We start from the raw sequence: 20,279 nt of genomic DNA, 5'->3' as shown, positions 1-20,279 counted from the left end.
GAAGAGGGTGCCTCGCCTGTTATGACCTTCACAGCCGCGCCGCCTGCGCGCAGCACGGTTGGCAGGTGACAGATGTGCTCAGTAACGCGCAAGCCAATGGGCATAAGGTGCAGGCAGCGTCCACGACGCACGCTCGACGCCGAGTTCCTTGGCGGCGAAATACGCCCAGTGCGGATTGGCCAGATGTGCACGACCAACCATCACCAGATCCAACTGCTGCTCTTTGACGACCCGTTCTGCAATCTCTGGTGTGCCAAAACCCCAGGCGGATGACACTGGCACATTGGCTTCCCGGCGCACACGTTCTGCCACTGGAGCCAGGAAGGCCGGACCCCAAGGGATCGACGTTTCTGCAATGGTGAAGCCGACGCTGACGCTGAGCATGTCCATGCCGGCCGCCTTGAAGTCGCGCACCAGGGCGATCGATTCGAGCAGCGTCTGTTCGTCGCGACCATCGTATTCGAGCACACCAAAACGCACGGTCAGCGGCAGGCTTTCCGGCCACACCTCACGCACCGCTTTGAGTGTCTCCAACAGAAAACGCCCGCGGTTTTCAACACTGCCGCCATAGAGGTCGTCGCGCTGGTTCGAATGCGCGGAAAAGAAGCTCTGCGCCAGGTAACCATGGGCAAAGTGCAATTCCAGCCATTCAAAACCGGCGTTGCGTGCACGCACGGCGGCGTCGACAAAGTTCTGGCGCACACGTGTGATGTCATCCAGGCTCATCGCGCGCGGCAGCTTGGGCAGGCCCGCGCCATAAGCGATGGCGGACGGCGCAATGGTTGGCCAGCCGCGCGCATCCCCTTCGGCGATGTGGTCGTCGCCTTCCCAGGGCAGATTGGCGCTGGCTTTGCGGCCAGCGTGTCCGATCTGGATGCCCGGCACCGAACCGGCCGCCTTGACCGCCTGCACCAGCGGCACAAAGGCTTGCGCCTGGGCGTCATTCCAGATCCCGGCGCAACCCGGCGTGATGCGACCTTCGGGCGCGACCGCCGTTGCTTCGGCAATCACCAGCCCGGCTCCGCCGCGCGCCATGCTGGCGTAATGCGACAGGTGCCAGTCGTTGACCAGGCCGTCGACGGCCATGTACTGGCACATCGGCGGGATGGCGATGCGGTTGCGCAACGTGATGTCTTTGAGTTGGAAGGGTTGGAATAAAGCGGACATGGCGGGCCTTTTGCAGATAGGAAATGTTCAGTTCTATATTTCGAAGATTATCGAACTATAGAAGGAGTATAGCCCGCAGTGTATGATGCTGCTCATGCGCCCCTACAAACACCCCGCTGCCAGCGAACTCTCACTTGAGCGGGTGCTTTACGCCTTGAGCGACTCGATCCGCCTGGAGATCGTCCGGCAGTTGGCGGGTGTGGAGGTGGCGACCTGCGGCGACCTTGACGGCGGACGGCCGAAATCTACCGTCTCGCACCATTTCAAGGTATTGCGCGAATCGGGATTGGTGCGCACCGAAAACAACGGCACCATCCACATGAACTCGCTGCGCCGCGCAGACATCGACAGTCGCTTCCCGGGCTTGTTGACTGCCATATTGGCACAACACCCAACAGACTAGACCTATCGGGTGTGGCTACGCATCCGTAACCAGCAGAGTCCAGTCCGCATGGCTACGGGCTGCCGGGCGCCAGCTCACAGGGGTTTGTTGATCAGGGTGTCTTCTATCTTGCCGGCCAGTTGCGACACCGCCAGCGCCGCCGGGCAACCCGGCGTGGACAGGATCAGCAGTTGACGGCGCATCACCGCCTGGCGCACCGCAGTATCAGCCGGGATGTCACCCATGTGGATCAGGCGAACTTTTTCACCCGGCTTAGCCACCACAAAACGGTCCAGCACCTGCTGCAGCTGGGTGGTGATGGCGCGGCCATCCCCCATGCGTGCGGTCTGGTTGATCACCATGCGGATGGTGCGCCGTTGCTGCTCGCCCACCAACACTTTGATGGTGGCGTAGGCGTCGGTCAAAGAGGTGGGCTCAGGTGTGGCCACCACCAGCACCTCGGAGGCCAGAGACACTGCAAACAGCACCACGTCCGAAATGCCGGCACCGGTGTCGAGCAACACGATGTCGTAGTGCGGTAGCAAGCCCGACATGATGTGTAAAAAATCTTGCCGCACGGTGGGGGTCAGGCGGGAGTACTCCACCATGCCCGAGCCAGCCAGCAACACCGAGAACCCACCCGGCGCCCGCACAATCGCCTCTTCGAGTTTGGCTTTGCCGGTGAACACATCGTGCAGCGTGATCTTCGGGTACAGGTTGAGCACCACGTCCAGATTGGCCAGCCCCAGGTCGGCGTCCAGCACCAGCACTTTTTGGCCGCGTTTGGCCAAAGCGGCAGCCAGGTTGGCTGATACAAACGTCTTGCCCACGCCGCCTTTGCCGCTGGTGACGGCCACCACCTTGCCCAAGGGCTTGATTGGGCCAGGTTTTGCCACGGGGCGTTCTGCAGTGGGTCGCGTTTCGTCGTTCATTTCAGTTCACTCTGTTCATAACGCTACCTGACGAACCGGTAGAACCATCGTTGGCAATGCTCTCAATCCAGGCTGGGTCACCCAAGGAGAGGGGACCAAACAGCAAATTCTTTTCTTCGGCGCTGACCGCCAGCATCGGCTGCGCCTCGATACACACGCGGTCACGACCTTCCGATTTGGCGCGGTACAACTCGATGTCGGCCCGGTCCACCCACAGCTCGGAGGTTGAGCGCACCCAGCGCGGTGCAAACGCGCCACCAATGCTGATGGTCACCCGCAGGGCCACGCCGGATGGCAACTCCACCTTCAACGCACTGACGGAGTCACGAATCCGCTCTGCAACCTGCAGGCCATATTGACCCTGGCAGCTCGGCAAGATGATGGCGAACTCTTCACCACCAAAACGCGCCACGGTGTCCATCGGGCGCACACAGCCTGCCAGTGTTTTGGCAACCGCTTGCAGCACCGCGTCACCCGCCGGGTGGCCGAATTGGTCGTTGACACTCTTGAAATGGTCAATATCGAGCATCAGCAGCAGCGCAGACTCACCTGAGCGTGCCACCATCTCGATCTCGCGCATCAGGATGCTCTGAAAATAGCGCCGATTGGAAAGGCCGGTCAGCGGGTCTTTGAGGGACAACTCGCTGAGTTTGTCGATCACAGCCTGCAAAAACTCGGTGGAGTCCGAGTGCCGGTCAGGCAGGCGTTGGCCACTGTGCTCCAGCAATGCCCGAGCATCGTCCAGCCGCAATTGGCGCAAATCAACCAGAGGGGAGGCAGTCGATGAACTCAAGGTGGCGGCAGGTGTTGGGATGTTTTGAGTCTAACAGGTCTGACATTTGTCCCAGGCCTATCACAGAGGTTGATGGATGAGTTTGTTCCATGGTTTCTTCTTGTGAGTTTTGTTGGATGTGTATCGTCACAGAAGGGTGCAAATTGACAGGCAGACACACATTGTTCTTTTACCAGCGCCTGTTGCTGGCTGGGCTTGTGAGCATTTTTGCTACACATGTTGGAGCTGGTGAGGCTTATGCTGCAAGGGCTGAGTCCATTTCTGATGGTGATACCCTGTGGGTGGAGCCGGAGGCGGGCGGGGCACCGCGCAAGCTGCGCCTGTTGGGGGTGGATGCCCCGGAGCTCTGTCAGAGTGGTGGTGTGGCCGCGCGCGACGCCTTGCGTGCGCTGGTGATGCAGCGTCGGCTGAGAGTGCAGGTCCAATATTTGGATGACTATGGTCGGGGCCTGGCCCGGATCGAGGTGGGTGGGCAGGATGTGGCCGAGGCCCTGGTGTATCAAGGCTGGGCCTGGTCGAGCCGCTGGCGACACAGCCTGGGGCCATATGCGGTGCAGGAAGCGCAGGCGCGCCAGGCCAAACTTGGTGTGTTTGCCCAGTCCAAGCCCGAGTTGCCGCGTGACTTTCGCCGACGTCACGGCAGCTGTTTTGTGCCCGATGACAAGGGTGGTTTCAAGCAGAAGTGAGTGGACCACACACCGGGCAGCTGGGATTGCGCCTGAGCCCGATCTCGGTGAAGTGCATGGCCCGGCCATCGAGCATCAGCAAACGGCCGGTGAGTGGCTGCCCAACACCGCCCAATAGCTTGAGTGCTTCGGCGGCCTGCAAACTGCCGATGACACCCACCAGCGGTGCAAACACACCCAGGGTGGCGCAGTGGCTGTCTTCTGGTGGTGTCTCTGGGGGGAAAAGGCAGGCGTAGCAGGGTGAGCCCGGCTCACGCGGGTCGTACACCGCCAGTTGCCCGTCAAAACGGATGGCAGCGCCCGACACCAGTGGCTTGTTGTGCTTCACGCAGGCCGCGTTGATGGCCTGGCGCGTGGCAAAGTTGTCGCAGCAGTCCAGCACCACGTCCGCCTGGGCGACCAGGGTGTCCAGCAGCGTCGCGTCAGCCCGGGCCTGGATGCGGGTGACGTGCACCTGATCGTTCAATGCCGCCAGGGTGGTCTGCAGCGAGTCCACCTTGGGCCAGCCAACCCGGGCCTGGGTGTGGGCAATCTGGCGCTGCAAATTTGTCAGGTCAACCGTGTCATGGTCCACCACGGTGATCTGGCCTACACCGGCTGAGCACAGGTACAGCGCGGCGGGGCAGCCCAGGCCGCCCGCACCAATGATCAGTGCGTGGGCCTGGTGAAAACGTGTTTGCCCTTCAAAACCAATCTCGTCGAGCAGGAGGTGGCGCGAATAACGCAGCAGGTCGCTGTCTTGCATCTGCTAGCACCGACTCAGTTCTCTTTTTTCTCTTCAGCGCGTTCGACCTGGGTTTTGCTGGCCAACACGGGTTGACCCTTGAGTTGTTTGATGGCTTGTTGCAGTTGGAAGTCCTTGTCTGAACCGTACTCGGGCAACTTGCGATCGGCCGCAGGTTTTTTCATTTCTTCTTCCAGTTTCTTGCGGGCTTCTTCGCGCACTTTCTCGCGCGCGGCATCCTTGACCTCATCACCTTGTCCACTGGCCAGGTGCTTTTCCAGGTCAGCTTCACGGGTGCGCAGGGCCGCAAACAGGTTGCCCTCTTCGGTTTCGTCAACCATCACATCGGGCACGATGCCTTTGGCTTGAATCGACTTGCCGCTGGGTGTGTAGTAGCGGCTGGTGGTGAGCTTGAGTGCCGCCGTCGGACAGTTATCCATGCGGAATGCGCCGTCCAGGCACACTGCGGTTTGTACCGAGCCCTTGCCAAAGGTCTGGCTACCCAGCAGCTTGGCACGATGGTGGTCCTGCAGCGCACCGGCCACAATTTCACTGGCCGAAGCAGAACCTTCGTTCACCAGCACCACCAGGGGCACGGTGCTGAGAGCCTTGCGGGTGGCCGGGTTCAGCTGTGCCAACGGGTCGTTGCCATGGCGGGCGTAAAACTGGGGTGAGGCTTTGTAAGTGAACTTGCTCTCGGGCAACTGGCCATTGGCCGACACCACGGTAACGTTCTCGGGCAAGAAGGCGGCAGAGATGGCCACCGCAGCGTCCAGGTAGCCCCCCGGGTCATTGCGCAAATCCAGCACCAGGCCTTTGAGGCGCGGCTCCTGCTTGTACATGTCTTCCACCTTGCGCGCAAAGTCCGCCACCGTGCGTTCCTGGAACTGGCTCAGCCGAACCCAGCCATAACCGGGCTCGACGATGCGGGCTTTGACACTCTGGGTTTTGATCAGTTCGCGGGTGATGGTCACCTGAAACGTGCGGTTCTCATCCTTGCGGAACACACTCAGTAGCACCTTGGTGTCGGGCTCACCCCGCATGCGTTTGACACCTTCGTTGAGCGACAGCCCTTTGACCAAGGTGTCGTCAATCTTGACGATCAGGTCGTTGGGTTTGAGGCCGGCTTTGAAGGCCGGTGAGTCCTCAATGGGTGAGACCACCTTGATGTAGCCGTCCTCCTGGGTGATCTCGATGCCAACGCCGACAAACTTGCCGGTGGTGCCTTCGTTGAAATCTTTCAGGGTCTTGGCATCCATGTAGACCGAATGGGGGTCCAGCCCTGCCACCATGCCGGCAATCGCATCGGTGATGAGTTTTTTCTCGTCCACCGGATCGACGTAGTTGCTTTTGACCATGCTGAACACGGCGGCCAGTTGCTGCAACTCTTCGAGTGGCAAGGGTGCGAGCGAGCCACGGGCTGCGGTTTGCAATGAGATGCTGGCCAAGGCGCCAGCCAGCGCTCCGGCAGACAGTAAGCCAACGATTTTCAATTTGTGACCCATTTTTGATTCCAAAGCGTGAGGATGCGGGGTGTGATGAGCCATTTGGAGCATGAACTGTGCTGTGGGTTCCGTGTCTGTCCGGTGTATTTCAGGTTTTGCCCTGGGCGGCCACAGCGGCAGCGGCCTTGGCCGCCGCCTCAGCGTCACCCAGATAGTAGTGGCGAATCGGTTTGAGCTCGTCATCAAGCTCATAAACCAGTGGGATGCCATTGGGAATGTTCAGTCCCACGATGTCGTTGTCAGAGATGTTGTCGAGGTACTTGACCAGAGCCCGGATCGAGTTGCCGTGTGCCGCCAGCACCACCCGTTTGCCACGTTGCGAAGCCGGTGCCAGCGCGTCGTTCCAGAACGGCATCACACGCGCCACGGTGTCTTTGAGGCATTCGGTCAGGGGTATCTGGTCGGGTGCGAGTTTGCTGTAGCGGATGTCGCCACGTTCACAGCGCGGGTCGGTAGCTTCCAGAGCCGGTGGGGGCGTGTCGTAACTGCGGCGCCAGACTTGCACCTGCGACTCACCGTATTGTTTGGCCGTCTCGGACTTGTTCAGGCCCTGCAAGGCGCCGTAGTGGCGTTCATTCAGACGCCAGCTGTTGACCACCGGCAGCCAGGTGCGATCCATTTCGTCGAGCACATGCCAGAGGGTGTGGGTGGCGCGTTGGAGCACGCTGGTGTAACACACGTCAAAGTCATATCCCTCGGCCTTGAGCAGACGCCCGGCTTGTCTGGCCTGCTCGATGCCCAGCGGCGTCAGCTCGACATCGGTCCAGCCTGTGAATCGGTTTTCCAGATTCCAGGTGGATTCGCCATGGCGAATAAGGACAAGCTTGTGCATGGTTTCCAATCGATGCCGGTAATGGGAACAAGCGCATTCTAAAATGCGCGGCTAAGGTCATTTCTCAACATAAGGATTCGCAAGTGAAATTTATTCTCGACAACTGGATGATGATTGCCGTGGCATTGGCATCTGGTGGCATGTTGTTGTGGCCGCTCATCAAAGGTGGCGCGACAGGTGGTTTGAGCGCCGAGGCTGCGGTGCAACTGATCAACCGCGAAAAAGCGGTGGTGGTGGATGTGTGTGAAACCGACGAGTTTGCGACCGGGCATGTGGTGGGTGCCAAAAACATTCCCCTGGGCCAGTTGGAAGAAAAATTGGCGGGTGCGGTCAAGAACAAGGCTCTGCCCCTGATCCTGGTGTGCCGCTCGGGCGCGCGCAGCGGCCGCGCGGTGGCTGTGGCCAAAAAACTCGGTTTCGAGAAGGCGCAATCGCTCTCGGGTGGCATGGGCGCCTGGCGCGCGGCCAACTTGCCGGTTGAAAAAGCCTGACTCTTCTGACCGAAAGCCCTCTTTATGCAAGCTGTCAAGATGTACACCACGGCCGTCTGCCCTTACTGCATTCGTGCCAAACAACTGCTCAAGTCACGCGGCGTTGAGGTCATCGACGAGATCCGCATTGATCTGGACCTGCAACAACGTGACCAGATGATGAGCCTCACCGGACGGCGCACCGTGCCACAGATTTTCATCGGCAGCACCCATGTGGGTGGCTGTGATGACCTGGTGGCACTCGACGCACGCGGTGGTCTGATGCCACTGCTGCAGTCCTGACTTTTTTCTTGCGCCCGGGGCGTTGCAAGCGCCGGGTGCCCTCCTGATTTACCAACCACGAGAACCTTATGTCCGATACCCCCAACCCCGTTTTCCAGATTCAGCGCGTTTACCTGAAGGAAGCCTCTCTGGAGCAGCCCAACTCACCCGCCATCCTGCTTGAACAGGAACAGCCCACGGTGGACATCCAGCTGGGTGTGAATGCCTCGACCGTGGCCGACGGTGTGTATGAAGTGGTGGTGACGGCCACCGTGCAGACCAAGATCAAGGAGCGCACCGTGTTCCTGGTCGAAGCCTCTCAAGCCGGTATTTTCGAGATCCGCAACCTGCCGCCCGAACAGATGGGCCCGATCATGGGCATCGCCTGCCCGCAAATCGTCTACCCGTATTTGCGCAGCAATGTGTCTGACCTGATCCAGCGCGGCGGTTTCCCGCCGGTGCACCTGTCGGAAATCAACTTCCAGGCGATGTACGAGCAGCAGCAGGCCGCCCAAACCGAAGAGACCCCCGCGGTTCAGTAAGTTATTGACCGTATTGGCCTGCAGCCCTTGAATCACTTGCCTCAGCAGCTATGAAAATAATGGTTCTGGGTGCCGGTGCTTGGGGCACGGCGCTGGCCAGCAGTGCGGCGGCACACGGCGCGGGGCACCAGGTCACATTGTGGGCGCGTGATGCCAGCCAGGTGTTGGCGCTGCAGCAGCAGCGTGCCAACCAGCGTTACCTGCCCGGCGTGGCCTTGGCGCCCGCGCTGCAATTCAGTGCCGCGCCCGATGCCGAGCTGCCCGCGCTGGTCAACACCTGTGACTTGGTGGTGGTCGCCACCCCGATGGCAGCTTTGCGCCAGATGTTGTCAATACTGCGCAACTGCCGTGTGCCCGTGGCCTGGTTGTGCAAAGGTTTTGAGGCCCCGGTTTCTGAGCCTTTTGGGCTACTAGCCCATGAAATACAAGGGAGTATTGCTCCTGAAATGCAAGCGGGTGTGCTCAGCGGCCCGAGTTTTGCGCTTGAAGTGGCGCGTGGCCAGCCGACCGCCCTGGTGGCGGCCAGCGCCCATGAAGTTGTGCGCCAGGCGCTGGTGGCAGCGTTTCACAGTTCGGCGCTGCGGGTGTATGCCAACGACGACATCGTCGGGGTGGAGGTCGGTGGTGCGGTGAAAAACGTGCTGGCCATTGCCACCGGCCTGTGTGATGGCCTGAACCTGGGCCTCAATGCCCGTGCCGCCCTGATCACACGCGGCCTGGCTGAGATGACGCGCCTGGGTGTCGCCCTAGGCGCCCGTGCCGAGACCTTCATGGGCCTGAGTGGTCTGGGAGATCTGGTGCTGACCGCGACCGGAGACCTGTCGCGCAACCGCCAGGTGGGTCTGGCGCTGGCGCAAGGGCAGAGCTTGCAGCAGGCCACCGGTGCCCTGGGCCATGTGGCCGAAGGGGTTTACAGTGCTCGCACCGTGGTGCAGCGCGCCGCCCATCTGGGGGTGGACATGCCGATTGCCCAGGCAGTGGTCGATTTGCTGGACGGACGCATGACACCGCGCCAGTCTGTCGCGCGTTTGATGGGGCGTGAGCCCACCACCGAACTGGCGGCTTTGGTTTAAAAGAATACGCAGGAGGATCCGATGGCAGCTTATTTTGATTTTTCCCCCGAAGCCGTGGCGGCGCTGGCGCAGGCCGATGTGGCACGGGCTCTGCTCGAAGATGTCGGTGAGGCCGACCTCACCGCTGGTCTGGTGGACCCCACACGCCTGGCCCGGGCCACCGTGGTGGCGCGTGAGTCTGCGGTGATTTGTGGCGCGCCCTGGGTCGAGCGGGCATTCCGAGAACTCGACCCGACGGTTGAACTGACCTGGCACATTGGCGAGGGCCACCGCGCCGCAGCCGATCAGGTGGTGCTGGAGGTGCATGGGCAGGCGCGTGCTTTGTTGACCGCCGAGCGCACCGCGCTCAATTTCCTGCAATTGCTCAGCGCAGTCGCCACCAAAACCGCGAACTTTGTGCAGGCGGTGTGCGAGGTGCCTGGCGCCCGTACCAACATCGTGGACACCCGCAAAACCCTGCCGGGCCTGCGCCTGGCGCAGAAGTACGCGGTGCACACAGGCGGCGGTGTGAACCACCGGCTGGGCCTGTATGACGCGGTGCTGATCAAGGAAAACCACATTGCCGCTGCTGGTGGTGTACGCGCGGTTCTGGCGCGTGCTGCTGAGGTGGCGCCGCAGGCCCGTTTTGTCGAGATCGAGGTTGAAAACCTGGAGCAACTCAAGGAAGCGCTGGACGCTGGAGCCACCATGATCCTGCTTGACAACATGGGCCTGATGCACCTGCACGAGGCGGTGCGTATCACCGCCGGGCGTGCGGTGCTGGAAGTGTCGGGTGGGGTCAATCTGTCGAGCGTCTGTGCGATTGCTTCCACCGGTGTCGACCGCATCTCGATTGGCGCTTTGACGAAAAACGTCAAGGCCGTCGATTTTTCGATGCGATTTGCCGATGACCCGCTCTGAGCCTGGCGGGAATGCTCTCACTTTTGAATCTGGAGTCACCATGAGCGACAGCGCCCTGGCCATCAAGGCGGTGGACTACGAACAGCCGGACAACTCGCCCACCGGTGGCGCGGTGTGCGCCACCAAACACGCCTGGGCGCGCGTGCCGGTGGAGCCTGGTCCGGCCGAGCGTGCCGCGCTCAAGGACAAGATCCGCCGTCTGCTCAAAGAAAAAAACGCGGTGATGGTGTCGCACTACTACGTGCACCCGGACCTGCAGGACCTGGCCGAGGAGACCGGTGGCATCGTCAGCGACTCGCTCGAGATGGCGCGGTTTGGCCGTGACCATGCGGCCACCACCCTGGTGGTCTCGGGCGTGCGTTTCATGGGTGAAACCTCCAAGATTTTGTCGCCCGAAAAACGCGTGCTGATGCCCGATCTGGACGCCACCTGCTCGCTTGATCTGGGTTGCCCGGTGGACGAGTTTTCGGCCTTTTGCGACGCCCACCCGGACCGTACCGTGGTGGTCTATGCCAACACCAGTGCGGCGGTCAAGGCGCGTTCGGACTGGTTGGTCACCTCCAGTTGCGCGCTCGACATTGTCAAAGCCCTCAAAGACCAGGGCCAGAAAATCCTGTGGGCGCCAGACCGGCACCTGGGTGGCTACATCCAGCGTGAAACTGGCGCTGACATGGTGATGTGGGGCGGCTCCTGCATCGTGCATGACGAGTTCAAGGCCTTTGAGCTCGAAGAACTGATGCACGAACACCCCGGCGCCAAGCTGTTGGTGCACCCTGAGTCACCCGCTGCGGTGGTGGCGCTGGCGGATGCGGTGGGTTCCACCTCTGGCATCCTGAACGCCGCACGCGAGATGGATGCCAAAACCTTCATCGTGGCCACCGACAACGGCATGATGCACAAGTTACGTACGCTGAACCCCGGCAAGACCTTCCTTGAAGCGCCCACCGCCGGCAACAGCGCCACCTGCAAAAGCTGCGCCCACTGCCCATGGATGGCCATGAACGGCTTGGCTGACGTAGCACGGGTGCTGGAAACCGGTGCCAACGAGGTCCATGTCGACCCGGCGCTGGGATTGCGCGCCCGCGTGCCGATTGACCGGATGCTGGCCTTCACCGCCGCCCTCAAACAAGGCCCTGTGCCTGGAAGCCTGGTAGCCCATATCGGTGCTGCCTGAGATGCTATTGAATTTATAACGACCTCTGGTCTCTTTTTCCTTGAACCATGAACGACACCACCCAACGCCCAGAGTTGCCTGACCATCTGTCCATCGACGCCCGCAGCCCGTTTTACAACGCCGCCGTGTTCCAACACGACATCGGCATCCGCTTCAACGGCAAGGAACGTACCGATGTGGAGGAATACTGCATCAGCGAAGGCTGGGTCAAGGTGCCTGCTGGCAAAACCCGCGACCGCCACGGCAAACCACTGCTGATCAAGGTCAAAGGCACGGTCGAGGCCTATTACAGCTAACCCCGTTTCTCAACCATCCGTGTTGTTGCGTCGCCTTGGCGCGCAATGGCACGGCCTGCGGCACCCGGTTTGCCGCCGGGTGGTCTGGCATCAGATTTCCAGGTTATCGATCAGTCGTGTGTTGCCCACACGTGCTGCCGCCAGCAGCACCAGCCCGGCGTTGGCCAGCAAAGGTGCCAGCTCGTGGACGGAGGGGGCTTGCAGGTTGTTGCGCTGGCGCACGGTCAGGTAGTCCGGTTTCCAGCCGCGTGCCTTGAGCGCGTGTATGGCCTGGGCTTCCAGCGCGGGCAGATCGGTCTGACCACCACGCAGCGCCTCGGCCATGGTCTTGAGCGCTTGCGAGAGCTGCACCGCTTCCTGTCGCTCAGTCGGGCTCAGGTAGTTGTTGCGTGACGACAGCGCCAGGCCATCGGCGGCTCGCAGTGTCTCGCCGCCAATCACCTCGATGGGCAGGGCAAACTGCTGCACCATGCGCCGGATCACCATCAGCTGCTGGTAGTCCTTTTTGCCAAACAGCGCCACCCGCGGGCCGACGATGGCAAACAGCTTCATCACCACGGTGCAGACGCCGCCAAAAAAGCCGGGCCGGAAATGGCCTTCAAGCATGTTGGCCAGCTCGGTGGGGGGCTGCACGGTGAAACCCTGTGGCTCCGGGTACAACTCTTTTTCGCTGGGCGCAAACAACACGTCACAACCGGCTTCGGCCAACGCGTGGCAATCGGCCTCCAGCGTGCGCGGGTAGGTGTCAAAGTCTTCGTGCGGCAGAAACTGCAGGCGGTTGACAAAAATGCTGGTCACCATCACGTCACCGAGCGGTTTGGCCTGGCGCACCAGCGCCAGGTGGCCGTCGTGCAAATTGCCCATGGTGGGCACAAAGGTTGGGTGCCGGAAGGCCGACAGGTGCTCACGCAGCTCGGTGATGGTGTGTATGGTTTTCATAGTGAAAGATTGAGGCAGCACAAGGGCTGGCGGCTGATTTCTTGCAAAAAAGTAAGAGGTGTTCGGGTCCGGCTGTGGCCAGCGCCCGTGCTTGAATCCGCTGCCTGTGCTTACCAGGCGTGCAGGGCGTTGTCCGGGAAGCTGCCGTTTTTGACGGCTTGTACATAAGCGGTGATGGCTTCCTTGATGCCGTGCTGGCCCGGGATGCCGGGCAACTCGGCCATGAAATTGCGCACAAACTTCGGGTTCTTGCCCAGGTTCAGGCCCAGCATGTCGTGCAACACCAGCACCTGGCCGGCGGTGTCCTTGCCCGCACCGATGCCGATGGTGGCGCAGTGGCTCAGTTCGGTGGTGAGTTCGGCCGACAGCGCGGCGGGCACCATCTCCAACACCATCAGGGTGGCGCCAGCATCCTGCAGTTCGTGTGCGTGGCGCTTGAGGAGGGTGGCTGATTCGGTGGTTTTGCCCTGGACCCGGTAACCACCGAGCGCGTGCACGGTCTGTGGCGTCAGGCCCAGGTGGGCACACACCGGGATGCCCCGGTCGACCAGGAAGCGCACCGTATCGGCGGTCCAGCCGCCACCTTCCAGCTTGACCATGTGGGCCCCGGCCTGCATCAGCACCACCGCGCTGCGCAGCGCCTGTTCCTTGGACTCATGATAAGTGCCGTAGGGCAGGTCGCTGACGATCCAGGCCGTGCCTTGTACCCGGCGCACGCCCCGTGTGACACATTCGGTGTGGTAACGCATGGTTTCCAAAGACACCCCCACCGTGCTCGATAGACCCTGGCAGACCATGCCCAGCGAATCACCAACCAGGATACATTCCACGCCCGCCGCATCGGCCACCGCCGCAAAGGTGGCGTCGTAGGCGGTGAGCATGACAATCTTCTCGCCACGGGCATGCATTTCCAGCAGGCGTGGCAGGCTGACCGGTTTGCGGGTGGCCGGGCTACTGGCTGGCGGCAGCGTGCCGTAAGGACTGGCATTCTGGGTGGTGGGATCGGTCATGTGGGTGTCTCCCCAAAAAAAGTGGCGCGAGTCTAACGCAGACGAAAAACGATCTGACTCAGCGTTGTGGGCCCATGATGGTGGGCAACGCCTCAGGCAGCAGGTCCGGGTAATCGCGGCTGAAATGCAGGCCTCGGCTCTCGTGGCGGGCCTGCGCCGAGCGCACGATCAGGTCGGCCACCAGCACCAGGTTGCGTAACTCCAGCAGGTCACGGGTGACGTGGAAGTTGGCGTAAAACTCCTGGATTTCGCCTTTGAGCAGCTCGATGCGGTGGGCGGCGCGCTCCAGCCGTTTGTTGGTGCGCACGATGCCCACGTAGTCCCACATGAAGCGGCGCAACTCGTCCCAGTTGTGCGAGATCACCACCGCCTCATCGGCATCACCGACCCGGCTCTCATCCCAGACCGGCAGGGTGCCAATGGGCTGGGTCGAGGCCTGGGCAATGTCGGTGGTGGTGGCTTGGGCAAACACCATACATTCGACGAGCGAGTTGCTGGCCAGCCGGTTGGCGCCGTGTAAGCCACTGCAGGCGGTCTCACCAATTGCGTACAAACCCGGGATGTCGGTGCGGCCATGCAGATCGGACAACACACCACCGCAGGTGAAGTGGGCCGAGGGCACCACCGGAATAGGTTGTTTGGCGATGTCGATGCCGAGTTCCAGGCAGCGTGCGTAGATGTTGGGGAAGTGCTCCAGTAGGAAGGTTTTGGGCTGGTGCGAGATGTCGAGGTAGACGCAGTCAAAGCCACCTTTTTTCATCTCGAAGTCGATCGCACGCGCCACCACGTCACGCGGTGCCAGTTCTAGGCGAGCGTCGTGGTTTTGCATGAAGCGGGTGCCGTCGGGCAACAGCAGTCGGCCACCTTCACCACGCACCGCTTCGCTGATCAGGAAAGACTTGGCATGCGGGTGGTAGAGCGCGGTCGGGTGAAACTGGATGAACTCCATGTTCTGCACCCGGCAACCGGCGCGCCAGGCGGCAGCGATGCCGTCGCCGGTGGCGGTGTCGGGGTTGGTGGTGTAGAGGTAAACCTTGCCTGCGCCACCGGTGGCCAGAATGGTTTGTGGTGCCTCGAAGGTGATGACCTCGTCGGTCTCGCTGTCGAGTGCGTACAGGCCAACGCATCGTTTGTCGGCCTGGCCGAGTTTGTCGGTGGTGATCAGATCGACCAGGGTGTGTTGTTCAAACAGGCTGATGTTGGGGGTCTTCTTGACCGCGTCGATCAGGGTGCTTTGTACCGCCGCACCGGTGGCATCGGTCACATGCACGATGCGCCGGGCGCTGTGGCCGCCTTCGCGGGTCAGGTGCAGCTGGCCATCCTCCTGCGAGAACGGTACACCCATGGTTTGCAACCAGGCAATCGCTTTGGGGGCGTTTTCCACCACAAAACGGGTGGCATCTGGGTCACACAGGCCGGCACCGGCAATCTGGGTGTCCTGGATGTGGGCCTCAAAACTGTCGTCCTTGTTCCAGACCGCCGCAATGCCACCTTGTGCCCAGCCGCTGGAGCCCTCCATGACCGCACGTTTGGTGATCACCGCCACCTTTTTGGTGGGGGCCAGCAGCAGGGCGGCACTCAAGCCCGCCAGGCCGCTGCCCACGATCAGGACATCGAATACCAAAGGAGGACGTGGTGTGGATTTGGCAGGGCGTGCGTTCATGGTGTGGACAGGGTGTGGGTTCAGGTCGGTGTGTAGGCCAGGCGCACATAAATTGGCGCAAAGGCCTCGGCCTGGGTGATTTCGATGAGGGTTTCCTTGGCAAGTTCGAGCAGGGCGATGAAGGTCACCACCAGCACCGGCGCGCCTTTGTCGGGGTTGAACAGGTCTTCAAACTCAACAAAACGGTGGCCTTGCAGGCGCTTGAGCACCTGGCTCATGTGTTCACGCACCGACAGTTCCTCGCGTGTGATTCTGTGGTGCTGCACCAGCCGGGCGCGTTGCAGGATGGCGGCCCAGGCCTCTTGCAGCTCCTGCACACTCACGTCGGCAAAACGGGGCTGCAGGGAGCGTTCGATATAGGCTTGCGCCACTACAAAGTCGCGCCCGAACTGCGGTATCGCATTGAGGTTGGCAGCGGCCAGCTTGATCTGCTCGTACTCGAGCAGGCGGCGCACCAGCTCGGCGCGCGGGTCTTCGGCCTCCTGGCCCTGCGCCACCGGTTTGGGCGGCAGCAACATGCGTGACTTGATCTCGATCAGCATGGCCGCCATCAGCAGGTACTCGGCGGCCAACTCCAGGTTGCGCTGGCGGATTTCATCGACATACAGCATGTACTGGCGCGTCAGGCCAGCCATGGGGATGTCGAGGATGTTGAAGTTCTGGCGCCGGATCAGGTAGAGCAGCAGGTCGAGCGGGCCCTCAAAGGCCTCCAGAAACACTTCCAGCGCATCGGGCGGGATGTAGAGATTCTGCGGCAAGGAGAACAGCGGCTCACCATACAGGCGCGCCACCGCCACCTGGTCCACCACCGTGGGCATGTCTGCGGTGGTGGCGGATGCTGAACTGACCGGCACTGCCGATGCAACCATTGCGCGGATATATCGCTATTTATTAAATAGCTGAAGACGCTTGATATGTAAGGGCTACAGGCCAAAAAGCCTGTTACTCACCGGCGCTTTGGTAAACGTAGGGCTGTTGCGCCACTCTGGCCTCACGGAACTGCGCGGCGGCCTCGCGGTCCACCGCCTTGTCCCACAACAGGCTACGGCCCTGGCGCTGGCCTTGCACGATGGCCGGGTTGTTGGCCTTGAGCCCCTTGAGGAACTGCGTGATTTCGGATTCGTACTTGGGGCGGTAGAAAAGGTTCATGGTGTGAGGTCTCGTTGCGGCATTTTAGCCCGGCGCGGCTATTGTGCGCCCGCCAGCTTGCGGGTGGCTAACACCCAAAAAGGGGGGGTGTAATATCCGAGGCCTCCCCCTCTTCACATTTGTTGCCGCTACATGAACAGTTTTGCCCCGGCCACCACTTGGATCCATCTGGATTGGGTGTTGCTGGTTGTTGTGGTCTGGTTGTTGATCGGTGTGGCGGGTATCGCGGCACTGCGGCGTTTTCGGATTGTCTCGACCCTGCTGTTTCCGCTGGGCGCTGTGGCCTCGGTGGGCCTGATGGCGGTGGCGCTGAGTGCCGCCTTTGCCAGTACCGAGACGGTCGTGTTGCCGCTGGGCTTGCCGCAGTTGCCGTTCCATTTCCGCCTGGACAGCCTCTCAGCTTTTTTCCTGTTGCTCATCGGTGGCGTGTCGGCCGGGGTGTCGACCTTTGCAGCGGGTTATTTCCGCCAGGGGGAGGGCACACCGCCTGGGTTGTTGTGCCTGGAATACCACGTGTTTCTGGCCAGCATGGTGATGGTGGTGCTGGCTGACGATGCCTATGTGTTCATGGTGATGTGGGAAACCATGGCGTTTTCCTCCTTCTTCCTGGTGCTGGCCAACCACCGCATCCCCGAAATCCGCAGCGCCGGCTACCTCTACATGCTGGTGGCGCACGTGGGCGCGCTGGGTATCCTGCTGTGTTTTGGGGTGTTGCAGGCCAACACCGGTGACTACACTTTTGCCAACATGCGTGCCCAACACCTGAGCCCGTTCTGGGCCTCGGTGGCCTTCTGTCTGGCGGTGTTCGGTTTTGGCGCCAAGGCCGGGTTATTGCCCTTACACGCCTGGCTGCCCGAGGCGCACCCGGCAGCGCCCTCACCGGTGTCCGCACTGATGAGTGGGGTGATGCTCAAGATTGCGCTGTATGGGGTGTTGCGGGTGTCATTTGACCTGCTACAAACGCGGCTCTGGTGGTGGGGGGTGTTGTTGATGGGCCTGGGGTTGGCCACCGCGTTGTTTGGTGTGGTGTTCTCCACGGTGCAGGTTGAAATGAAGCGCCTGCTGGCTTATTCCAGCATTGAAAACATTGGGCTGATGGCCGCCGGTATCGGGCTGGCATTGCTGTTTTCCAGCTACCACATGCAGGCGCTGTCGGCGCTGGCGCTCACTGCAGCGCTGTACCACATGCTCAGCCATGCGTTTTTCAAGGGCCTGCTGTTTTGCAGCACCGGCGCGGTGTTGCATGCCACCGGTGAGCGCAGCCTGGGCAAACTGGGTGGGCTGATGCGTTACATGCCTTGGGTGGCTTGGCCGACCTTGGTGGGGGTGCTGGCCTGCGCGGGTTTGCCGCCGTTTGGCGGGTTTGTCGCCGAGTGGTTGTTGTTGCAAAGTTTCTTGTTCACTACCGGGCTGCCGGGCTCGTTTCTGGACATGCTGGTGCCGGTGATGGCGGCACTGATTGCGCTGGTGGCGGCGCTCTCGGGCTTCACCATGGTCAAGTATTTTGGGGTGGTGTTTTTGGGCCAGCCGCGTGAGGCCAAGCTGGCCCAGGCGCATGACGCCGGGCGCTGGGAGCGACTGGGCATGTTGTGGCTGGTGGCCGGTTGTGTGCTGCTGGGCCTGTTTCCGAACCAGGTGATTGCGCTGATGGACCCGGTGACACGTAGCCTGGTGGGCGCCGGGCTGGCGCAGATGGTGGACAACAACAGCTGGCTGCTGGTGCCGGTGAATGTGGAGCGGGCCAGTTATGCGCCGGTGATTTTCCTGCTGGGTGTGGTGCTGAGTTTTGGTATTGCGTTTGTGCTGGTGCGCCGCCTCTACCACGGCCGCCTGCGCCGGGTGCCGCCCTGGGACTGCGGCCACCCCTGGCAGACGGCCCGTATGCAGGACAGCGCCGAGGGGTTTGGCCAGCCGATCCGGCAGATTTTTGAGCCGTTTTTCCGCATCACCAAGCACCTGCCGACTGCCTTTGATGCCCAGCCGAGTTACCAGGTCAAGGTCGAAGACCCGCTGTGGCATGCGCTCTACCTGCCGCTGGCGCGGGCGGTGGCCTGGGTGTCCAAGCTGGTGGGGGTGTTGCAGCAGGGACGGATTGCGGTGTACCTGATGTACAGCTTTGTTACCCTGATTGTGGTCTTGCTGGTGGTGAAACGATGAGTGCACTCGGCGCTTTCTCACAGTTGCTGGCCCTGGTGGTCGCCTTGTTGCTGGCGCCCTTGCTCACCGGCTGGATCAACCAGTGGCGCCACTGGTTGCAGAACAAGTCGGCACCAAGCCTGCTGCAGCCCTACATGAACCTGCACAAACTCTTCAACAAAGAGTCGCTGATGGCCGAACACGCCTCGCCGCTGTACCGATTTGCACCCTATGTGGTGTTTGGTTGTATGTTGCTGGCCAGCGCCATCATCCCGACGCTGTCCACCGACTTGCCGCTGTCACCGGCGGCCGACGCGATTGCGCTGGTGGGCCTGTTTGCGCTGGCGCGGGTGTTCATCTCTCTGGCGGCCATGGATGTCGGCACTGCCTTTGGCACACTCGGTGCGCGTCGCGAAATGCTGGTCGGTTTTCTGGCCGAGCCGGCTTTGCTGATGGTGCTGTTTTGTGCCTCGATGATCACCGGCTCGACCTCGCTGACCACCATTGTCGAAACACTCGCGCACCGGGAGTTGGCGATCTACCCGAGCCTGTTACTTGCCGGGGTGGCGTTCACCATGGTGTCGCTGGCAGAAAACGCCCGGGTGCCGGTGGACAACCCCGACACCCACCTTGAACTCACCATGATCCATGAGGCGATGATCCTGGAGTACTCGGCACGCCACCTGGCGCTGCTGGAGTGGGCTGCCAGCCTCAAACTGTTTGCCTACTCGTGTATTGGGCTGGCGCTGTTTTTCCCCTGGGGTGTGGCCGAGGCCAACGCGCCGCTGGCCCTGCTGCTGGCTTTGCCGGTGCTGGTGTTCAAACTGGCGGTGGGCGGTATGTTGATGGCCATGATTGAGACCGCGAGTGCCAAGATGCGCATCTTCCGGGTGCCGGAGTTTCTGGGCACCGCCTTCCTGATGGCTGTGATCGGCCTGCTGGTCAACGTGTTGCTGGGGGGCAAATGATCAAGTTTGTGCCCCAGCTGATCAATCTGTTGGCGACGCTGATTTTGTTGCTGTCGTTTGCGATGATCGCCCAGCGGCGCATTGTGTCGCTGATCAACCTGTTCATGATCCAGGGTGTGGCGTTGGTGGCGGCGTCCTTCTTGCTGGGTTATGTCACGCAGCAACCCGATCTGTACATCTCCGGCCTGCTCACACTGGTGCTCAAGGTGGTGTTTATTCCGTGGATGCTGCACCGTGTCATCCGCAAGCTCAATGTGCGCTGGGATGTGGAAACGCTGATCAACATCCCGACCACCATGCTGGTGGGCATCGGGCTGGTGATTTTTGCCTTCAGTCTGGCGCTGCCGATCTCGCGCCTGTCGGACTCGCTGGCGGGCGGGGCGCTGGGCATTGCGCTGGCCTGTGTGATGTTGTCCTTCATGATGATGATCACCCGCTCTAAAGCGATCCCGCAGGTGATCGGCTTTTTGTCGATGGAAAACGGCCTGTTGTTTGCCGCCACCACCGTCACCAGCGGCATGCCGATGATTGTGGAATTTGGCATTGCCCTGGATGTGCTGGTGGGTGTGCTGATCCTGGGGGTGTTCATGTTCCAGATCCGCGAGAAGTTCGACAGCCTGGACATCCGCAAGCTCGAAAACCTCAAGGAAGAGTGA

At 61.4% G+C, this 20,279-nt stretch carries 23 protein-coding genes; 12 read left to right on the top strand and 11 right to left on the bottom strand.

The genetic code is table 11. The features are described 5' to 3' along the window. Positions 1-78: 78 nt before the first annotated feature. Positions 79-1,167, bottom strand: coding sequence for an NADH:flavin oxidoreductase/NADH oxidase (locus RF819_RS03690; RefSeq protein WP_078363719.1), 1,089 nt, complete (start codon positions 1,165-1,167; stop codon positions 79-81). 94 nt (positions 1,168-1,261) lie between these two features. Between RF819_RS03690 and RF819_RS03685 the strand changes: the two genes are divergently transcribed. Further along, complete coding sequence (locus RF819_RS03685) at positions 1,262-1,570, top strand: ArsR/SmtB family transcription factor (RefSeq protein WP_078366754.1); 309 nt, start codon at positions 1,262-1,264, stop codon at positions 1,568-1,570. Between the two features lie 74 nt (positions 1,571-1,644). On the opposite strand, the gene RF819_RS03680 is transcribed toward RF819_RS03685, so the two are convergent. Both RF819_RS03680 and RF819_RS03675 read right to left on the bottom strand, forming a co-directional pair. Next, positions 1,645-2,481, bottom strand: a complete 837-nt coding sequence (locus RF819_RS03680; RefSeq protein WP_078363718.1) for a MinD/ParA family protein — start codon at positions 2,479-2,481, stop codon at positions 1,645-1,647. 1 nt (position 2,482) lies between these two features. Then, entirely contained in the window at positions 2,483-3,274 is a 792-nt protein-coding gene (locus RF819_RS03675) for a GGDEF domain-containing protein (RefSeq protein WP_078363717.1), read from the bottom strand. A gap of 161 nt (positions 3,275-3,435) precedes the next feature. Here RF819_RS03675 and RF819_RS03670 point away from each other — a divergent pair, with 161 nt between their 5' ends. Continuing rightward, on the top strand, positions 3,436-3,960 hold the full coding sequence (locus tag RF819_RS03670; protein ID WP_244899866.1) for a thermonuclease family protein: 525 nt from the start codon (positions 3,436-3,438) through the stop codon (positions 3,958-3,960). Here the strand turns inward: RF819_RS03670 and RF819_RS03665 are convergent. The 3 genes from RF819_RS03665 to gpmA all read right to left on the bottom strand — a co-directional run bounded on the left by RF819_RS03665 (position 3,947) and on the right by gpmA (position 7,021). Further along, complete coding sequence (locus tag RF819_RS03665) at positions 3,947-4,705, bottom strand: HesA/MoeB/ThiF family protein (RefSeq protein ID WP_078363715.1); 759 nt, start codon at positions 4,703-4,705, stop codon at positions 3,947-3,949. The genes RF819_RS03670 and RF819_RS03665 overlap by 14 nt on opposite strands. Before the next feature lie 14 nt (positions 4,706-4,719). Then, positions 4,720-6,189: a S41 family peptidase gene (locus RF819_RS03660; protein WP_078363714.1), complete on the bottom strand. Its 1,470-nt coding sequence runs from the start codon at positions 6,187-6,189 to the stop codon at positions 4,720-4,722. Between the two features lie 88 nt (positions 6,190-6,277). Then, positions 6,278-7,021 (bottom strand): 2,3-diphosphoglycerate-dependent phosphoglycerate mutase, encoded by a 744-nt coding sequence (gene gpmA, locus RF819_RS03655; protein WP_078366753.1) that lies wholly within the window; start codon positions 7,019-7,021, stop codon positions 6,278-6,280. 83 nt (positions 7,022-7,104) lie between these two features. Between gpmA and RF819_RS03650 the strand changes: the two genes are divergently transcribed. From RF819_RS03650 to RF819_RS03620, 7 genes are all read left to right on the top strand, one after another. After that, positions 7,105-7,512: a rhodanese-like domain-containing protein gene (locus RF819_RS03650; protein WP_078363713.1), complete on the top strand. Its 408-nt coding sequence runs from the start codon at positions 7,105-7,107 to the stop codon at positions 7,510-7,512. A 24-nt stretch (positions 7,513-7,536) separates the two neighbouring features. Next, positions 7,537-7,794 carry a glutaredoxin 3 gene (grxC, locus tag RF819_RS03645; RefSeq protein ID WP_078363712.1) on the top strand — a complete coding sequence of 86 codons (258 nt, stop codon included), beginning with the start codon at positions 7,537-7,539 and terminating at the stop codon, positions 7,792-7,794. 68 nt (positions 7,795-7,862) lie between these two features. Further along, positions 7,863-8,315: a protein-export chaperone SecB gene (gene secB / locus RF819_RS03640; protein WP_078363711.1), complete on the top strand. Its 453-nt coding sequence runs from the start codon at positions 7,863-7,865 to the stop codon at positions 8,313-8,315. A gap of 50 nt (positions 8,316-8,365) precedes the next feature. Further along, entirely contained in the window at positions 8,366-9,388 is a 1,023-nt protein-coding gene (locus RF819_RS03635; RefSeq protein WP_078363710.1) for an NAD(P)H-dependent glycerol-3-phosphate dehydrogenase, read from the top strand. Positions 9,389-9,409: 21 nt separating this feature from the next. Then, a complete protein-coding gene (gene nadC / locus RF819_RS03630) occupies positions 9,410-10,288 on the top strand; it encodes a carboxylating nicotinate-nucleotide diphosphorylase (protein WP_078363709.1) in 879 nt (292 codons plus the stop codon). Positions 10,289-10,328: 40 nt separating this feature from the next. Continuing rightward, positions 10,329-11,462: a quinolinate synthase NadA gene (gene nadA, locus RF819_RS03625; protein ID WP_078363708.1), complete on the top strand. Its 1,134-nt coding sequence runs from the start codon at positions 10,329-10,331 to the stop codon at positions 11,460-11,462. Between the two features lie 47 nt (positions 11,463-11,509). Further along, complete coding sequence (locus RF819_RS03620) at positions 11,510-11,758, top strand: DUF3297 family protein (protein ID WP_078363707.1); 249 nt, start codon at positions 11,510-11,512, stop codon at positions 11,756-11,758. A gap of 90 nt (positions 11,759-11,848) precedes the next feature. Here the strand turns inward: RF819_RS03620 and panC are convergent, their stop codons facing one another. The 5 genes from panC to RF819_RS03595 form a co-directional block, all read right to left on the bottom strand. Then, positions 11,849-12,697, bottom strand: coding sequence for a pantoate--beta-alanine ligase (gene panC / locus RF819_RS03615; RefSeq protein WP_078363706.1), 849 nt, complete (start codon positions 12,695-12,697; stop codon positions 11,849-11,851). A 110-nt stretch (positions 12,698-12,807) separates the two neighbouring features. Further along, complete coding sequence (panB, locus tag RF819_RS03610) at positions 12,808-13,707, bottom strand: 3-methyl-2-oxobutanoate hydroxymethyltransferase (RefSeq protein ID WP_078363705.1); 900 nt, start codon at positions 13,705-13,707, stop codon at positions 12,808-12,810. Between the two features lie 58 nt (positions 13,708-13,765). Next, positions 13,766-15,370 carry an L-aspartate oxidase gene (gene nadB, locus RF819_RS03605; protein ID WP_078363704.1) on the bottom strand — a complete coding sequence of 535 codons (1,605 nt, stop codon included), beginning with the start codon at positions 15,368-15,370 and terminating at the stop codon, positions 13,766-13,768. Positions 15,371-15,390: 20 nt separating this feature from the next. Continuing rightward, positions 15,391-16,239: a segregation and condensation protein A gene (locus RF819_RS03600; RefSeq protein WP_078363703.1), complete on the bottom strand. Its 849-nt coding sequence runs from the start codon at positions 16,237-16,239 to the stop codon at positions 15,391-15,393. 73 nt (positions 16,240-16,312) lie between these two features. Beyond that, a complete protein-coding gene (locus RF819_RS03595) occupies positions 16,313-16,519 on the bottom strand; it encodes a DUF3460 family protein (RefSeq protein ID WP_078363702.1) in 207 nt (68 codons plus the stop codon). Between the two features lie 132 nt (positions 16,520-16,651). Here RF819_RS03595 and hyfB point away from each other — a divergent pair, with 132 nt between their 5' ends. From hyfB to RF819_RS03580, 3 genes are read left to right on the top strand one after another with little or no spacing between them, the layout of a single operon-like run. After that, complete coding sequence (hyfB, locus tag RF819_RS03590) at positions 16,652-18,676, top strand: hydrogenase 4 subunit B (RefSeq protein ID WP_078363701.1); 2,025 nt, start codon at positions 16,652-16,654, stop codon at positions 18,674-18,676. Next, a complete protein-coding gene (locus RF819_RS03585; protein WP_078363700.1) occupies positions 18,673-19,623 on the top strand; it encodes a respiratory chain complex I subunit 1 family protein in 951 nt (316 codons plus the stop codon). Before hyfB ends, RF819_RS03585 begins: the two co-directional genes overlap by 4 nt. Continuing rightward, positions 19,620-20,279: a formate hydrogenlyase gene (locus RF819_RS03580; RefSeq protein ID WP_078363699.1), complete on the top strand. Its 660-nt coding sequence runs from the start codon at positions 19,620-19,622 to the stop codon at positions 20,277-20,279. Before RF819_RS03585 ends, RF819_RS03580 begins: the two co-directional genes overlap by 4 nt.

The sequence above is a fragment of the Rhodoferax fermentans genome (assembly GCF_002017865.1).
GTDB classification, from domain to species: Bacteria; Pseudomonadota; Gammaproteobacteria; order Burkholderiales; family Burkholderiaceae_C; genus Rhodoferax; species Rhodoferax fermentans.
The sequence above is the reverse complement of the archived record's forward strand: the minus strand, read 5'-3'. Positions and strand labels throughout refer to the sequence as shown.

Coding starts and splice junctions, on each gene's coding strand:
- RF819_RS03685 (WP_078366754.1), top strand. CDS start 1,262: ATGCGCCCCTACAAACACCCCGCTGCCAGCGAACTCTCACTTGAGCGG.
- RF819_RS03635 (WP_078363710.1), top strand. CDS start 8,366: ATGAAAATAATGGTTCTGGGTGCCGGTGCTTGGGGCACGGCGCTGGCC.
- panC (WP_078363706.1), bottom strand. CDS start 12,697: ATGAAAACCATACACACCATCACCGAGCTGCGTGAGCACCTGTCGGCC.
- RF819_RS03680 (WP_078363718.1), bottom strand. CDS start 2,481: ATGAACGACGAAACGCGACCCACTGCAGAACGCCCCGTGGCAAAACCT.
- RF819_RS03620 (WP_078363707.1), top strand. CDS start 11,510: ATGAACGACACCACCCAACGCCCAGAGTTGCCTGACCATCTGTCCATC.
- nadA (WP_078363708.1), top strand. CDS start 10,329: ATGAGCGACAGCGCCCTGGCCATCAAGGCGGTGGACTACGAACAGCCG.
- RF819_RS03585 (WP_078363700.1), top strand. CDS start 18,673: ATGAGTGCACTCGGCGCTTTCTCACAGTTGCTGGCCCTGGTGGTCGCC.
- nadB (WP_078363704.1), bottom strand. CDS start 15,370: ATGAACGCACGCCCTGCCAAATCCACACCACGTCCTCCTTTGGTATTC.
- RF819_RS03600 (WP_078363703.1), bottom strand. CDS start 16,239: ATGGTTGCATCGGCAGTGCCGGTCAGTTCAGCATCCGCCACCACCGCA.
- secB (WP_078363711.1), top strand. CDS start 7,863: ATGTCCGATACCCCCAACCCCGTTTTCCAGATTCAGCGCGTTTACCTG.
- grxC (WP_078363712.1), top strand. CDS start 7,537: ATGCAAGCTGTCAAGATGTACACCACGGCCGTCTGCCCTTACTGCATT.
- panB (WP_078363705.1), bottom strand. CDS start 13,707: ATGACCGATCCCACCACCCAGAATGCCAGTCCTTACGGCACGCTGCCG.
- gpmA (WP_078366753.1), bottom strand. CDS start 7,021: ATGCACAAGCTTGTCCTTATTCGCCATGGCGAATCCACCTGGAATCTG.
- RF819_RS03665 (WP_078363715.1), bottom strand. CDS start 4,705: ATGCAAGACAGCGACCTGCTGCGTTATTCGCGCCACCTCCTGCTCGAC.
- RF819_RS03660 (WP_078363714.1), bottom strand. CDS start 6,189: ATGGGTCACAAATTGAAAATCGTTGGCTTACTGTCTGCCGGAGCGCTG.
- nadC (WP_078363709.1), top strand. CDS start 9,410: ATGGCAGCTTATTTTGATTTTTCCCCCGAAGCCGTGGCGGCGCTGGCG.
- RF819_RS03580 (WP_078363699.1), top strand. CDS start 19,620: ATGATCAAGTTTGTGCCCCAGCTGATCAATCTGTTGGCGACGCTGATT.
- RF819_RS03690 (WP_078363719.1), bottom strand. CDS start 1,167: ATGTCCGCTTTATTCCAACCCTTCCAACTCAAAGACATCACGTTGCGC.
- hyfB (WP_078363701.1), top strand. CDS start 16,652: ATGAACAGTTTTGCCCCGGCCACCACTTGGATCCATCTGGATTGGGTG.
- RF819_RS03595 (WP_078363702.1), bottom strand. CDS start 16,519: ATGAACCTTTTCTACCGCCCCAAGTACGAATCCGAAATCACGCAGTTC.